This window comes from Paractinoplanes rhizophilus, from assembly GCF_042664765.1.
GTDB classification, from domain to species: domain Bacteria; phylum Actinomycetota; class Actinomycetes; order Mycobacteriales; family Micromonosporaceae; genus Actinoplanes; species Actinoplanes rhizophilus.
Genome location: NZ_JBHTBJ010000023.1, coordinates 97,921 through 111,360, shown reverse-complemented (window position 1 = coordinate 111,360; position 13,440 = coordinate 97,921). Strand labels below are relative to the sequence as shown.

The window sequence follows — 13,440 nt, the reverse complement described above, 5'->3', positions numbered from 1 at the left end:
GCGTGGCGGCCCTGGTGCGCGCCGGCCCTGCGGCCGGTTGCGCGGCGTCCCGGTGGGCGCGGCGGCCCTGCGGCCCGGTTGCGCGGGGGCCCGGTGCGCGCGTCCCGGCGGGCGCGGCGGCCCGATTGCGCGGCGGCCCGGTGGCCCCTGTGCCCGAGTTCGTCCGGGTGCTGCGGGCCGGATCGATGCCGTTGGGAGGGCGCCCAGGGCGAGTTCCAACGCCGTGGGGAGACACGCCGGCTGGAGGTCAGGGGCGGTGGGCTATGCCCAACTTTTGGCGGGCTAAACAAAAGTTGGAACGAATCTTTGGGAAGGTATGGACTGCCGAGGCGGAACACGCCTAGTGTGACGGACACGACATCGCGTGATCGACGCGGTGTTGGTGCAGGTGTCGCGCCCGGAGGTGGCCGTGTTTCTCGCTGACGCACCGCATTTGCGGGTTCTGCGGCTGCTCCGGGACGAGGGGCCGGTGTCCCGGGCCGAGTTGGGGGACCGGCTCGAGCTGACCCGGCCCCGCCTGCTCGCCGAGGTGGAGCGGCTCGTTGCCGCGGGCCTGATCGCCGAGGCGGGGATGGCGGCCTCGCGGGGTGGCCGGCGGTCGACGCTGGTCGAGATCTCCCCGCGGTTGCGGTTCGCGGCCGTCGACCTCGGGGCCAGCTCGATCGACATCGAGGTGACCAACGGGCGGCTCGAGCCGGTGGCGGCCTACGGCGAGCCGGCCGACATCCGCTCGGGGCCCAAGGCGATCCTGCAGCGGGTCAGCGAGCTGCTGGCCAAGGCGCGCACCGACGCGGCCTACGAGCGGCTCGACGGGATCGGCATCGGGGTGCCCGGCCCGGTCAGCTTCCGCGACGGGGTGCCGGTCTCGCCGCCGATCATGCCGGGGTGGGATCGCTATCCGGTGCGCGAGGTGCTCGCCCGCGAGCACGGGTGCCCGGCCGTGGTCGACAACGACGTCAACATCATGGCGATCGGCGAGCGGCACGGCGGGGTGGCGCACTCGGTCGACGACTTCCTCTTCGTGAAGATCGGGACGGGCATCGGGTGCGGGATCCATCTGGCCGGCTCGGTCTATCGCGGGGTGGACGGGTGCGCCGGCGACATCGGGCACATCCAGGTCGACGCCGGCGGGCCGGTCTGCTCGTGCGGCAACGCCGGTTGTCTCGAGGCGCTGTTCAGCGGGGCCGCGCTGGCCCGCGACGCGCTGGCGGCGGCGCGGGCGGGGGAGTCCCCGGCGCTGGCCGAGCGGCTGGCGGCGAGCGCCGGTGGCGAGCTCACTGCCAAGGATGTCGCCGACGGCGCGGCCGAGGGGGACGTGACCTGCATCCGGCTGATCCGGGAGGGGGGCCGGCGGGTCGGCGGGGTGCTGGCCACGCTGGTCTCGTTCGCCAACCCGTCGATGATCGTGATCGGGGGTGGTTTGGCCCAGCTCGGGCACGTGCTACTAGCCGAGATCAGGAGCGTGGTCTACCGCCGGTCGCTGCCGCTGGCCACCGGAAACCTGCCGGTGGTGCTCTCCGAGCTGGAGGGCCGCGCCGGCGTGACCGGGGCGGCGGTGCTCGCCAGCGACATGGCCTTCGAGCAGGCGTCATGACCACCCCGGCGGCCGAAACGGCAGGCGACGTCGTCCTGCGGCTCACCGATGTGGTCAAGACGTTCCCCGGCGTGCGCGCGCTCGACGGCGTGCAGCTCGAGGTGCGGGCGGGCGAGGTGCACTGCCTGCTCGGGCAGAACGGCGCCGGCAAGTCCACGCTGATCAAGGTGCTGGCCGGGGTGCACCACGCCGACGACGGCGAGATCATCTGGCTGGGTGAGACGTTCGCGCCGGCCACGCCGCAGGCCGCGATGCGGGCCGGGATCGCCACCATCTACCAGGAGCTCGACCTGGTCGACGACCTGTCGGTGGCGGAAAACGCGTTCCTCGGCCACGAGGAGGCCAGGTTCGGCTTCACCCGGCGCCGGAGCGCGGCCGACAAGACCAGGGAGATCCTGGCCCGGCTGGGGCACGCCGAGATCTCGCCGCGGACCAAGGTGCACAGCCTGCCCGCGGCCGGCAAGCAGATCGTCAGCATGGCGCGGGCGCTCTCGCACGACGCCAAGCTGATCGTCATGGACGAGCCCAGCGCCGTGCTCGCCCATGACGAGGTGGCCAACCTGTTCCGGATCATCCGGGAGCTGACGGCGCAGGGCATCGCGGTCATCTACATCTCGCACCGGCTGGCCGAGATCCGCGAGATCGGCGACCGGGTCACCGTCCTCAAGGACGGGCGCACGACGGCCTCGAACCTGCCCGCGAAATCGACTCCCACCCGCGAGCTGGTGGGCAAGATGACCGGCCGGAGCATCGAGTACGTCTTCCCGCCGAGGCCGGCGCGGCCGGAGAAGCCGCCGATCCTCGTGGTGGAGGGACTGACCAGGCACGGCGAGTTCGTCGACGCGAGCCTCACGGTCGCGCCCGGCGAGATCGTGGGAATCGCCGGCCTGGTCGGTTCGGGCCGCTCCGAGTTGCTCGAAACCATCTTCGGTGCCCGCCGCGCGGACGCCGGCACGATCACCATGGACGGTCAGCGCATCACCGGGGTGGGCCGGGCGGTCAAGAAGGGCATCGGCATGGCGCCCGAGGAGCGCAAGAGCCAGGCCCTGCTGCTCGACGAGCCGGTGTACAAGAACATGACGCTGTCGTCGTTCGCCGGGTTCGCGCGGGCCGGCTTCACCGCCGCGCGCGACGAGCGCGCCGCCGCCCTCAAGACTGCCGACCTGCTCGAGCTGCGCCCGCGCGACGTGGACCGGCCGGCCCGCACCCTGTCGGGCGGCAACCAGCAGAAGGTCGTGGTCGGCCGCTGGCTGCTCGACCAGACCCGGCTGTTGCTGCTCGACGAGCCGACCCGGGGCGTGGACGTGGGCGCCCGCGCCGAGCTCTACCAGGTGATCCGGGGGCTGGCCGACGACGGGGTGGGCGTGTTGCTGGTCTCCAGCGAGGTGCCCGAGGTGCTGGGCCTGGCCGACCGGGTGCTGGTGATGCGGGAGGGCCGGATCATCCACGAGGCGCCGGCCGACGAGCTGGACGAAGACACCGTTCTCGACCTCGTGATGGCGGGGTCGCTGTTGGAGGGGGAGCCCGCATGATCACTGAAACGGCGCCTCCCGAGGTGCGCAGCTCCCCCAAGAAGCGTCTCGACGACAACGCCGTTCGCAACCTGGGCCTGGTCGGGGTGCTGGTCGTCCTGGTGATCATCGGGATCGTCACCAAGCCCGACCTGTACTCCGACCCGACCTGGGTGCGCAACAACTTCCTGACCATCCTCCAGCAGGCGTCGGCGATCGGCGTGGTCACGGTCGGGATGACCTTCGTGATCATCGGCGGCGGCATCGACCTCTCGGTCGGCGCGATCATCGCGCTCGCCGGGGTGTGGTGCACGACGCTGGCGACGCAGAGCTACGGCGCGGCCGGCATGATCTTCACAGCGCTGGTGGTGGGCATCGCCGTCGGGCTGGTCAACGGGGTGCTCATCTCGTACGGCCGGCTGGTGCCTTTCATCGCGACGCTCGCCATGCTGGTCTCGGCGCGCGGCCTGGCGGCCCAGATCTCGGGGAAGCAGACCCAGGTGTCGGCGAACGACACCATCAACGGCATCGCGACGACCAAGCTCCTCGGCGTACCCCTGCTGGTCTGGATTTTGGCGGTTGTCGTCGCCGCCGGGTGGGTCCTGCTCAATCGCACGACCTTCGGACGGCGCACGGTGGCGGTCGGCGGCAACCCCGAGGCGGCGCGGCTGGCCGGCATCAACGTCAAGCGCCATACCGTGCTGCTCTACGCGCTCTCCGGCCTGTGCTGCGGCATTGCCGCGATCATGCTGACGTCGCAGGCGACCAGCGCCCAGGCCGCCATGGCGAACCTGTACGAACTGGACGCGATCGCCGCGGCGATCATCGGCGGCACGCTGCTCAGTGGCGGCCGCGGCACCATCATCGGCGCCCTCTTCGGGGTGCTGGTGTTCTCCACCATCACCAACCTTTTCGCGATCAACAACCTCTCCACCGAGGTCCAGAACATGGTGAAGGGCGGCATCATCGTCGCCGCGGTGTTGATCCAGCAGTTCCGTTATCGCTCATTGACACAACTCCTCAAGCGTTGACCGTTCCCGGCCCGACTATGGGTCCCCCTTGGAGGAATCATGTCCGCTTTGTCCCGTAGGCGCATTCTGTTCGGCGGCGCGGCGGTCGGCGCCGGCGCGCTCCTGACCGCCTGCACCAGCAACGACCCCGGCACCGACGCTCAGGTCAAGACCAACTCCAGCGGCGACGCCAACGCCGCCCCCGGCACCAAGGTCGTGATCGGATTCTCCGCCCCGGCCGCCGACCACGGCTGGATCGCGGCGATCACCAACAACGCGAAGGCGCAGGCCGCCGCGTACTCCGACGTGGAGCTCAAGACGGTCGAGGCCGGCGCCGACGCCGCCGCCCAGCGGGCCGCGCTGGCCACGCTGATCGCGCAGAAGCCCACCGTGATCGTGATGCTCCCGCACGACGGCAAGGAGCTGAACGCGACCGGCCTCGAAGCGATGCGGGCCGGCATCCCGGTGGTCAACCTCGACCGCGCGTTTCCGTCCGCGGCGGCGTACCGGCTGCAGATCAAGGGCGACAACTACGGCATGGGCCTGGCCGCCGGCCAGTACATCGGCGAGCAGCTCAAGGCCAAGGGCGTCACCAACCCGATCATCGGGGAGATCCCCGGCATCGACTCGCTCGAGCTGACCCAGGAGCGCACCCAGGGCTTCAACACCGCCCTGGCCACGTTCGGCTTCAAGGTCGCCAACCGCCGCCCGGCGGAATTCACGGCCGACTCGGGCCAGGCGGCCGCGACCGCGCTGCTGCAGGCGCTGCCCAAGATGGACGCGCTGTGGAATCACGACGACGACCAGGGCATCGGGGTGCTCGCCGCGATCAAGCAGGCCAACCGCAGCGAGTTCTTCATGGTCGGCGGCGCGGGCTCGAAGGCGGCGATCGACTCCATCGCCAAGGACGACTCGGTCCTCAAGGCCACGGTCACCTACAGCCCGTCGATGGCGTCCTCCGCGATCTCGCTGGCCCGCCTGATCGGCCAGGGCAAGGGGATGAGCGACCTGGTGGAGCTGCAGGTTCCCAAGGAGATCACGCTGGCGTCCGAGACGATCACCAAGGACAACGCTTCGAAGTACGAGAAGCTGGGCTTTTAAGGGGATATTGGATGTCGGAACAGCTGCGGGTCGGCATGGTCGGCTACGCGTTCATGGGCGCCGCGCACTCCCAGGCGTGGCGCACCGTGAACCATTTCTTCGACCTGCCGCTGTCCGCGCGGATGCGGGTGGTGAGCGGTCGTTCGCCCGAAGGGGTGGCGGCCGCCGCGGTCAAGCTCGGCTGGGAGTCGCACACCACGGACTGGCGTGCGCTGATCGAGCGCGACGACGTCGATCTGGTCGACATCTGCACGCCGGGTGACACCCACGCGGAGATCGCGCTGGCGGCGCTCGCGGCCGGCAAGCACGTGCTCTGCGAGAAACCCCTGGCCAATTCGGTGGCCGAGGCGAGAGAGATGGTCGCGGCCGCGGCCGCGGCACAAGCCCATGGCGTACGGGCGATGTGCGGCTTCAACTATCGGCGGGTGCCCGCGGTCGCGCTGATGCGGCAGATGGTCGCCGCCGGACGGATCGGCACCATCCGCCACGTGCGGGCCGTCTACCTCCAGGACTGGATCGTCGACCCGAGCTTTCCCCTGGTGTGGCGGCTGCGCAAGGAGGTCGCCGGATCGGGCGCGCTGGGCGACATCGGCGCGCACATCATCGACCTGACCCAGTACGTGACCGGGCAGTCGATCTCCTCGGTGTCGGCGCTGACCGAGACGTTCGTGCGCGAGCGCCCGTTGCCGTCGGCGTCGTCCGGCCTGGCCGCCTCGGCGTCGTCGGCCGAGACCGGCGAGGTCACCGTCGACGACGCCGCGCTCTTCCTCGCCCGGCTCAACGGGGGAGCGATCGCCACCTACGAGGCGACCCGCTTCGCCACCGGCCGCAAGAACGGGCTGCGGGTCGAGATCAACGGCTCGCTCGGCTCGCTGGTCTTCGACTTCGAGCGGATGAACGAGCTGTCGTTCTACGACGGCGGACTGCCCGGCGACGAGCAGGGCTTCAGCCGGATCCTGGTGACCGAGCCGACGCACCCGTACATGTCCGCCTGGTGGCCGGCCGGGCATCCGATCGGCTACGAGCACACCTTCACCCACGAGATGCGCGACCTCATCGAGGCGATCGGCACGGGTACCGACCCGGCGCCGTCGTTCTCGGACGCGCTGCAGGTGCAGTTGGTCCTCGACGCGGTGGCCCAGTCCGCCGAGACGTCGCAGTGGACGAAGGTGGAGGAGGTCTAGTTCGTCCGTCGCAGGCCGGCGAGGGACGGCGCGGTTGCGCCCCGCGCCGGCCGGCCCGCGACGGGATGTCTGCGGCCGTCCGGCTACCCGGGCGGCCGCAAGATTTTTCGCTTCCCGACCACCCGCGTGCGCCCGCACGGGTGATCGTTCGGTGCATGTCCGAACGTGCAGATGGTGCACACAGATAGCGCTCTCCGGGGCCTCTCGGGCCGACCCGCGGACCGTCCTACCGGCAGGTCACCCTATCCAAGCGGATTCATGAACGCCGATCTTTGCCCCGCCCCCGGATCATGTCCGCGCCGGTCACCGCGTCGCACGGTCCGTACGCCGCTGATCCTGTGAGCGCATGACGCTCGTATCCGAGGTCGAGCGGACCCCACGGATGGAGGCGTCATGGCAACGCGACGGACCGCACCGCGCGCGTCGAGCATCGGCGGCCGCATGGTCCATACTGGACGCCACAGCACGCGCGAATGCACGTGCAGATGCACCGGCACCCTCGCCCGGGGAGGACACTGATGCGGCTGAGACATCCTTCCGGCCGGATCGTGCACCTCAGCGTCGAGATCGCCCCGCGACCCGAGAGCAATCTACCGGGTGTGGTCGGCCGCCTCGACACCTACGGCGCGGTCCGCGCCCGCCTCGGCGTCGACCTGCTCGGCGTCAACCTCTGGCTTCCCCCCTCGCTCGCCGCCGCCCTCGCCGTGGAGAGCCGCGCCCGCACCCGGCTTCGTGCCGAGCTCGACGCCCGCCGCCTCGAGGTCGTCACGTTGAGTGGCGCGCCCTTCGGCGAGGGTGGCGGCGAGCAGCCCCCCGCCTGGACCGAGCCCGCCCGCCGGGAGTACACGCTCGATCTCGCCCGCATCCTGCTCGACCTCCTCGACGAGGACGCCGTCCGCGGCGCCGTCAGCACCATCGGCCTCGGCCCGCGCGCCGGCTGGGCCGAGGCCTCCGACAAGGCCAGCACCGGCATCCTGCGCCGCCTCTCGGCCGGGCTGGCCGACCTCGCCTGGCAGAACGGCCGGGCCGTCCGGGTCGGCTTCCAGCCCGGGCCGGGCGCGGTGCTCGACAGCGCCGAGCAGACCGTCGCCGCGCTCAGCCGCATCGACAAGGAGCGGCTCGGCGTCTGCCTCGACCTCGGCCACGTGGCGCGCACGTGGCCCGATCCGGCCGCCGGCATCGAGTCGCTCGCCGACGCCGGGCTGTCCATCATCGAGGTTCGTCTCGCGGCGGTGCCGGGCGGGACGACCGAGGCGTGGCGGTCCGCGCTGCGGCAGGTCTTCGGCGCCGGCGGGCCCCTCACCGAGTACCTGACGCTGCTCAGCCGGGTGCCCGACCCGACGCCCGAGCAGGTGGCGGGCGACGTGGCGTACCTGTTGGCGGAGCTCGCCGCGATCGGCCTCGCGCCGGAGAACGAGCCCTGCCCCGCGCGCTGATTTTTCGATAGGGTCTTTGCAGAGCCGCCGCTTCCGCTAGGGAGGCGCAATCCCGGGACGGTGGCCCTTGTCTCGGCCGGTTTCCCTCGCCGTCCGCCGATCTCGGCTGCGATCAGGGAGTTGCACGACATGGCCCGACCCATCACGCTCTTCACCGGCCAGTGGGCAGACCTGCCCTTCGACGACGTCTGCCGGCTGGCCTCCGAGTGGGGCTACGACGGACTCGAGATCGCCTGCTGGGGCGATCACTTCGAGGTCGACCGGGCGCTCGCCGAGCCCGACTACATCGACCACAAGCGCTCGACGCTGGAAAAGTACGGCCTGAAGGTCTTCGCGATCTCCAACCACCTGGTCGGGCAGGCCGTCTGCGACCACCCGATCGACGAGCGGCACCGCGACATCCTCCCGGCGAACATCTGGGGCGACGGCGAGCCCGAGGGGGTCCGCTCGCGGGCCGCCGAGCGGATGAAGGACACCGCCCGGGCGGCCGCGAAACTCGGCGTGCAGACCGTCGTCGGGTTCACCGGCTCGTCGATCTGGCACACGGTGGCGATGTTCCCGCCCGTGTCCCCGGCCATGATCGACCGCGGCTACCAGGACTTCGCCGACCGGTGGAACCCGATTCTCGACGTCTTCGACGAGGTGGGCGTGCGCTTCGCGCACGAGGTGCATCCGAGCGAGATCGCGTACGACTACTGGACCACCCGGCGGGCCCTGGAGGCGATCGGCAACCGGCCCGCCTTCGGCCTGAACTGGGACCCGTCGCACTTCGTGTGGCAGGAGCTCGACCCGGTCAACTTCATCCTCGAGTTCAAGGACCTGATCTACCACGTCGACTGCAAGGACGCCAAGGTCCGCACCGGCGACGGGCGGCGCGGCCGGCTGAGCTCGCACCTGCCCTGGGCCGACCTGCGGCGCGGCTGGGACTTCGTCTCCACCGGCCACGGCGACGTGCCGTGGGAGGACTGCTTCCGGGCGCTCAACGCGATCGGCTACGACGGGCCGATCTCGATCGAGTGGGAGGACGCGGGCATGGATCGGCTGGTCGGCGCGCCCGAGGCGCTGCAGTTCGTGCGGCGGCTGGCGTTCGACGCACCTTCGGCCGCGTTCGACGCGGCGTTCTCGTCCTCGTCCTGAAGCACGAGCCCGACGGCTATCGCGATCGCCAGCGCGAGGCGGGCGTCGTTCCAGACCGCCGTGGACGGCAGCAGCATCACGGCGAGAATGACCCAGCGCCAGGTCGCGTGGCGTAGCGGGAGGAAGGCGGCCAGGACCAGCCAGATCTGATGGTGGGTCCACGAGACGGGAGAGAAGACGACGCTCGCGGCGCCGACGATGACGGTCGCCGCGAGCCAGTCGTGTCGTCGGGCCCGATGCAGGGCCAGCAGGACGATCGCGCCCCCGGCCAGCAGGGCGATCGCCGCGCGCGGCGTCTCGGGCATGCCGAGGCGGAGCAGGGCGGCGTTGAGGCTCTGGTTGCCGGGGGACTCGATGAAGCCGAGGCGGTCGACGTCGCGTACCTCGGTCAGCCAGTAGCGCAGCGAGTCGCCGGGCAGCACGAGCGCGGTCAGCAGGCCGCAGGCGGCGAACGTCGCCGTGGCCACGACCGCCGGCCGGCGCTCGCCGCGTAGCCACAGCAGCGGGATGAAGATCAGCGGCGTGAGCTTGATCGCCGCGGCCAGGCCGATCAGCACCGGGTTGCGGGTCAGGATCATCAGGGCCAGGAACAGGCTCACCTGCCCGAACCGCAGATCCGAGGAGACCGGGGCGGAGACAAAGAGCGCCAGGGCGGCCGTCGGGGCGTTCGCCCGGCTCGCGATGGCGTAGACCGCGGCGATCGTGCCGAGGGTCCAGGCGATCTGCACCGGCAGGGGCGGCAGGAAGGTCAGCGGCAGGAAGACCAGGGCGGCGAACGGCGGGTAGGTGAAGGGCGCGTCGCCGCGGATGAAGTCGTAGAGGCCGTCGCCGGTGCGCAGCGCGGTGACCGCGCCCAGGTAGACGCCGAGGTCGGTGAGGCGGCCGTCGGCCGGGCGCAGGAGGGCGGCGTAGCCGGTGACCGTCGCGATCAGCGCCGCCGGCAACCTCAGTCGGTTCTCTACATAGGGTGGCATGGCGTGCTCCCGGTGTCCGGCGCGGGTCAGACCCGGCGCAGTGCTCCCAGCTGGGCGGCCAGCAGGCCGGCGATCAGGGCGATGAGGATCTGCCCGGGGAGGTGGGCGGCGAAGCCGAAGCCGAAGACGCCGGTGTTGTCGATCAGCCGGTCGGGGGCGACGGCCGGCGGCAGGCGACGGAACATTTCGCACGCGGTCTGCGCGGCCAGGGTCGCGCCGACGCCGAGCGGGATCTCGAAGGTGACGCGCCTGGTCCGGCTTTCGGCGGATCGGGCCGGGACGGATCGGGCCAGCACGAAGATCGAGCAGAGCAGCATCGGCCCGGCCATCGCCGAGGCGTTGCCGAGCAGCAGCTCGGAGGCCTGGTAACCGGGGAAAGCGGGGCCGAAGGTGACCGCGCCGCCGGGGGCGAGGGACAGCGGGAACCAGGCGGCGGCCGAGCGGAGGTCGATGCCGAGGCGGATGGCGGCGTGCAGCGAGCCCGCGATGGTGGCCAGTTCGAGCGTGATCAGCGTCCCGGCGATCGCGGGCAGCCGGCGTAGCCGAGCGCTGATCAGGGTGCCCATGGTCCAGACCGCGACGGCCGGCAGGATGTCGGCCCAGCCCATGTAGGGCATGTACTGGATGCGGTTGCCGGCCAGCAGGAAGGCGAACGTCGTCGCGCCCATGACGACGATGTGGCCGGAGATCCGCCGGGCCAGGGCCGCCATCAGCGTGGCGGCGGCGGCCAGGGCGGCGGCCCCACCGGCCGGCCCGGCGTGGTGCTGGGCCAGGTGCACGCCGTTGAACAGCATGGCCGCCAGCAGAGGCACGCCGATCGAGGCCGCCAGCGACCGTGCCCAGGACTCGACCCGGGCCACCGGCTCTTGCCCGAGAGCCTCGACGGCGGGGGAGACGGCGAGACTGAGGGCGAAGGAGAGAGCCTTGGCCGGCTCGGCGCGCAGCACCTCGAGCTCGGCCAGCCATTCGCGCGACATGTCGCCGGGCCAGCGGCGGGCGGCCCGCACGACCAGCCATCGGGACAGCCGGAGCGCCGCGCTCATGCCGGCCTCTCGATTGCGCGAGCCATCTGGGCGTGCATGCGCGCCACCTCGTCGCGCGCGGCGGCGGCGCCCTCGGCGGTGGGGCGGTAATACCGCCGATTGGGGCGGCCGGCGGCGGCCGGATCGGCCTCCTCCCAGCGGGACTCCACCCACCCGGCACGTTCGAGGCGCACCAGGATCGGATAGAGGGTCCCGCTGGGAAGGCCGGTGTCCTGCATCAGCTGCAGCCCGTACCGCTCGGCGCTCGGGTCGGCGAGCAGCGCCGCCATGACTTTGAGCACCGACGAGGTGAGCCGCGGCCCAGGCATGTAGAAATTCTACATAGGGACAAACCTTCAGGCCAGCCCTGTCTCGCTCGCCACCCGCACGAGCTCGACCAGCCCGCCGGCGTACTCCTGGGACTCGGCGTGCGCCTCGTCGAACGGCGGCTGGAATCCGACGCCCTCCCATTCCTGGGTCTGGTCGTTCCAGATGTCGTTGCCGATCTCGAAGTCCCAGGCGTCGATGCCCAGCTCGTAGTACAGCTGATCGGCCGAGTTCCCGGCCGCCGAATACAGCACGTCGGCGACCGGGCCGGTGTAGGACGGCCACGTCACCGTTCCGCGCGAGGCCGCGATGGCCCCGACGATCCGGCGCGCGCTGTCCAGGAAGAACTTCGACTCGTCGATCGACGGCCGCGGCAGCGTGACCCGCCCGTCCGCCTTGTAGGAGCCCGGCGGCCACATGAAATAGCCGCCGTAGCTGTGCACGTTCATCGCGAACTTGATGTTCGGGTGATCCGTCGCCAGCGCGATCACGTTGCGGCTCTCGGCCTCCGACAGCTCAGCGGTGCCGGCGTAGGTCCCGGAAAGGCAGTTCGGGCTGCCGCCCACGTAACCGTCGAAATAGGACCCGACCGTGTAGTTGCGGTTGACGTCCACGCCCCAGGAATCGCGATACCGAGGGTCGCGGCTCGTGCCCGTACAGTGATTGCTCAGGTTTTTTCTCTGGAAGTTGAAGTCGTTGAACGAGTAGTTGGCGCCGTCCGGGTTCACCGTCGGGACGACGAAGATGTCGACGGAATCCACCAGCGCCTTGGTGGCCGGATCGGTGTTGTAGTTGGCGAGCATCCGCTCGGCGAATTCGAGCGTGACCAACGGCGTGGCCCATTCCCGCGCGTGCTCCTGGCTGTAGGCCATCACCCCGACCTTCGAGCCGTCGCGCACCTTGCCGATCCGCAGCGCCTGCACCGTCCACGGCTTCTTCGAGACCTCGGTTCCCATCAATCCGTCGTCCAGCCGCACCGGCCCGGCGATCGGCATCGGCACACCGGCGGAACCGTCCTCGACGACGGCGCGGAACCGCTGCGGATACTTGGCCGAGATGAAGGCGGCGACATCGTCGGTCGTGCTGATCACCTGGCCGGCGGCATCGGTGGCCAAACTCAAGGTCAGGACCCGATCGCGGTACGAGGCGGACAACGGCCGATTGGCTCTGCCCGGATTCACGGTCTTCACCTGGACGCCGTTCATGCCCTGATCGCCGAACTTCACCGATTCGACGACGACCGCGGCCGTGCTCGGATCGCCGAGATAGGCCACCGCCGTACGCCGATAGCCCTGGGTCTTGTTCGGCAGATCGATGACGTCGACCAATTTCGAATACTGCCGCTTGAGGCGCTTGATGCGCGCGCTGATGTCCGCCGGCGTCATGTAGGCGTCGACGAAATCCTTCTGATAGCCGCTCGGCGTCGGCGGGGGAGAGGCGTTCGGCCAGACCGCCGGCGTGATCGCGCGGCTCTGCCCGCCGAGGCTCGAGGTCGCCGTCACCTGCGTCGGCCTGCTCGGCAGCGGTTGGGGCAGCGCGTAGTGGTACTGGTATTCGCCCGAGTCCTCGAACCGGAGCAGCGGATAGCTTCCGGTGGCGCCGTCCGCGGTGCGCCAGGTGACGGTGATCTCGACGTCGGGATCGTCGGTGGCGGTGGTCGCCACCTGGGTCTGCAGGAACGTGCGCCCGTTGGTGGTCCACCAGTACGCCTGAAGGAACTGCAGGGTGTCGGCTCCGGCCGCGGCGATCTTCGCCCGGCTCTGCGCGAGCCGGCGAGCGCCGTCGGACTCCCGCTGGATCACCCGCAGCGGTGTGGCGCCGTCCGCGGTCAGCGCGGTCAGTTGCGCCCGGTCGACCACGAGATCGGCGAGGACCGCGCCGTCCGCCGACGTCCTCGGCCGGGCGGCGATGTCGGCGCCCTGTTGGACGAGGCGCTGGAGGGCGGCCTCGCCGGGAAGGCGGAAACGGATGAGGGCATGCTCGTTGCCCGCGAGATCGATCGGATCGTTGGCGGCGGCGCTCGCTTGTGGTGGGACGAGCGCGATCGTGAGCAGGACGGCGGTCAGAGCCGCCGCCCCGCGTGCCCGAGGTGACATCGAACCTCCTGCGTCATCGAAGGATGTCGCTATCACCCCATCGCGGCC

10 protein-coding genes and 1 pseudogene are annotated in these 13,440 nt (G+C 70.9%); 7 read left to right on the top strand and 4 right to left on the bottom strand.

Features of this window, described 5'->3' with window-relative positions:
* Window positions 1-403 precede the first annotated feature (403 nt).
* From ACFQS1_RS26605 to ACFQS1_RS26575, 7 genes are all read left to right on the top strand, one after another.
* Window positions 404-1,594: an ROK family transcriptional regulator gene (locus ACFQS1_RS26605; RefSeq protein WP_378973341.1), complete on the top strand. Its 1,191-nt coding sequence runs from the start codon at window positions 404-406 to the stop codon at window positions 1,592-1,594.
* Window positions 1,591-3,126, top strand: coding sequence for a sugar ABC transporter ATP-binding protein (locus ACFQS1_RS26600; protein ID WP_378973331.1), 1,536 nt, complete (start codon window positions 1,591-1,593; stop codon window positions 3,124-3,126). Before ACFQS1_RS26605 ends, ACFQS1_RS26600 begins: the two co-directional genes overlap by 4 nt.
* Window positions 3,123-4,136 carry an ABC transporter permease gene (locus ACFQS1_RS26595; RefSeq protein ID WP_378973328.1) on the top strand — a complete coding sequence of 338 codons (1,014 nt, stop codon included), beginning with the start codon at window positions 3,123-3,125 and terminating at the stop codon, window positions 4,134-4,136. The genes ACFQS1_RS26600 and ACFQS1_RS26595 overlap by 4 nt, the downstream gene beginning before the upstream one ends.
* Before the next feature lie 39 nt (window positions 4,137-4,175).
* Window positions 4,176-5,216: a substrate-binding domain-containing protein gene (locus ACFQS1_RS26590; protein ID WP_378973325.1), complete on the top strand. Its 1,041-nt coding sequence runs from the start codon at window positions 4,176-4,178 to the stop codon at window positions 5,214-5,216.
* An 11-nt stretch (window positions 5,217-5,227) separates the two neighbouring features.
* Complete coding sequence (locus ACFQS1_RS26585) at window positions 5,228-6,400, top strand: Gfo/Idh/MocA family protein (RefSeq protein ID WP_378973323.1); 1,173 nt, start codon at window positions 5,228-5,230, stop codon at window positions 6,398-6,400.
* A gap of 518 nt (window positions 6,401-6,918) precedes the next feature.
* The gene (locus ACFQS1_RS26580; protein WP_378973321.1) at window positions 6,919-7,836 is read left to right on the top strand and encodes a sugar phosphate isomerase/epimerase family protein; all 918 of its coding nucleotides are present in this window, start codon (window positions 6,919-6,921) and stop codon (window positions 7,834-7,836) included.
* Between the two features lie 129 nt (window positions 7,837-7,965).
* Window positions 7,966-8,973 carry a sugar phosphate isomerase/epimerase family protein gene (locus ACFQS1_RS26575; protein ID WP_378973318.1) on the top strand — a complete coding sequence of 336 codons (1,008 nt, stop codon included), beginning with the start codon at window positions 7,966-7,968 and terminating at the stop codon, window positions 8,971-8,973.
* Window positions 8,974-9,152: 179 nt separating this feature from the next.
* Here ACFQS1_RS26575 and ACFQS1_RS26570 read toward each other — a convergent pair.
* The 4 genes and pseudogenes from ACFQS1_RS26570 to ACFQS1_RS26555 form a co-directional block, all read right to left on the bottom strand.
* A pseudogene (locus ACFQS1_RS26570) lies at window positions 9,153-9,947 on the bottom strand (glycosyltransferase 87 family protein); the annotation flags it as partial.
* A gap of 26 nt (window positions 9,948-9,973) precedes the next feature.
* Complete coding sequence (locus ACFQS1_RS26565; RefSeq protein WP_378973316.1) at window positions 9,974-10,990, bottom strand: hypothetical protein; 1,017 nt, start codon at window positions 10,988-10,990, stop codon at window positions 9,974-9,976.
* Window positions 10,987-11,298 carry a PadR family transcriptional regulator gene (locus tag ACFQS1_RS26560; RefSeq protein WP_378973313.1) on the bottom strand — a complete coding sequence of 104 codons (312 nt, stop codon included), beginning with the start codon at window positions 11,296-11,298 and terminating at the stop codon, window positions 10,987-10,989. Before ACFQS1_RS26560 ends, ACFQS1_RS26565 begins: the two co-directional genes overlap by 4 nt.
* 27 nt (window positions 11,299-11,325) lie before the next feature.
* Window positions 11,326-13,392, bottom strand: a complete 2,067-nt coding sequence (locus tag ACFQS1_RS26555) for a M14 family zinc carboxypeptidase (RefSeq protein ID WP_378973311.1) — start codon at window positions 13,390-13,392, stop codon at window positions 11,326-11,328.
* Between the last annotated feature and the right edge of the window lie 48 nt (window positions 13,393-13,440).

Coding starts and splice junctions, on each gene's coding strand:
- ACFQS1_RS26600 (WP_378973331.1), top strand. CDS start 1,591: ATGACCACCCCGGCGGCCGAAACGGCAGGCGACGTCGTCCTGCGGCTC.
- ACFQS1_RS26595 (WP_378973328.1), top strand. CDS start 3,123: ATGATCACTGAAACGGCGCCTCCCGAGGTGCGCAGCTCCCCCAAGAAG.
- ACFQS1_RS26590 (WP_378973325.1), top strand. CDS start 4,176: ATGTCCGCTTTGTCCCGTAGGCGCATTCTGTTCGGCGGCGCGGCGGTC.
- ACFQS1_RS26585 (WP_378973323.1), top strand. CDS start 5,228: ATGTCGGAACAGCTGCGGGTCGGCATGGTCGGCTACGCGTTCATGGGC.
- ACFQS1_RS26580 (WP_378973321.1), top strand. CDS start 6,919: ATGCGGCTGAGACATCCTTCCGGCCGGATCGTGCACCTCAGCGTCGAG.
- ACFQS1_RS26575 (WP_378973318.1), top strand. CDS start 7,966: ATGGCCCGACCCATCACGCTCTTCACCGGCCAGTGGGCAGACCTGCCC.
- ACFQS1_RS26565 (WP_378973316.1), bottom strand. CDS start 10,990: ATGAGCGCGGCGCTCCGGCTGTCCCGATGGCTGGTCGTGCGGGCCGCC.
- ACFQS1_RS26560 (WP_378973313.1), bottom strand. CDS start 11,298: ATGCCTGGGCCGCGGCTCACCTCGTCGGTGCTCAAAGTCATGGCGGCG.
- ACFQS1_RS26555 (WP_378973311.1), bottom strand. CDS start 13,392: ATGTCACCTCGGGCACGCGGGGCGGCGGCTCTGACCGCCGTCCTGCTC.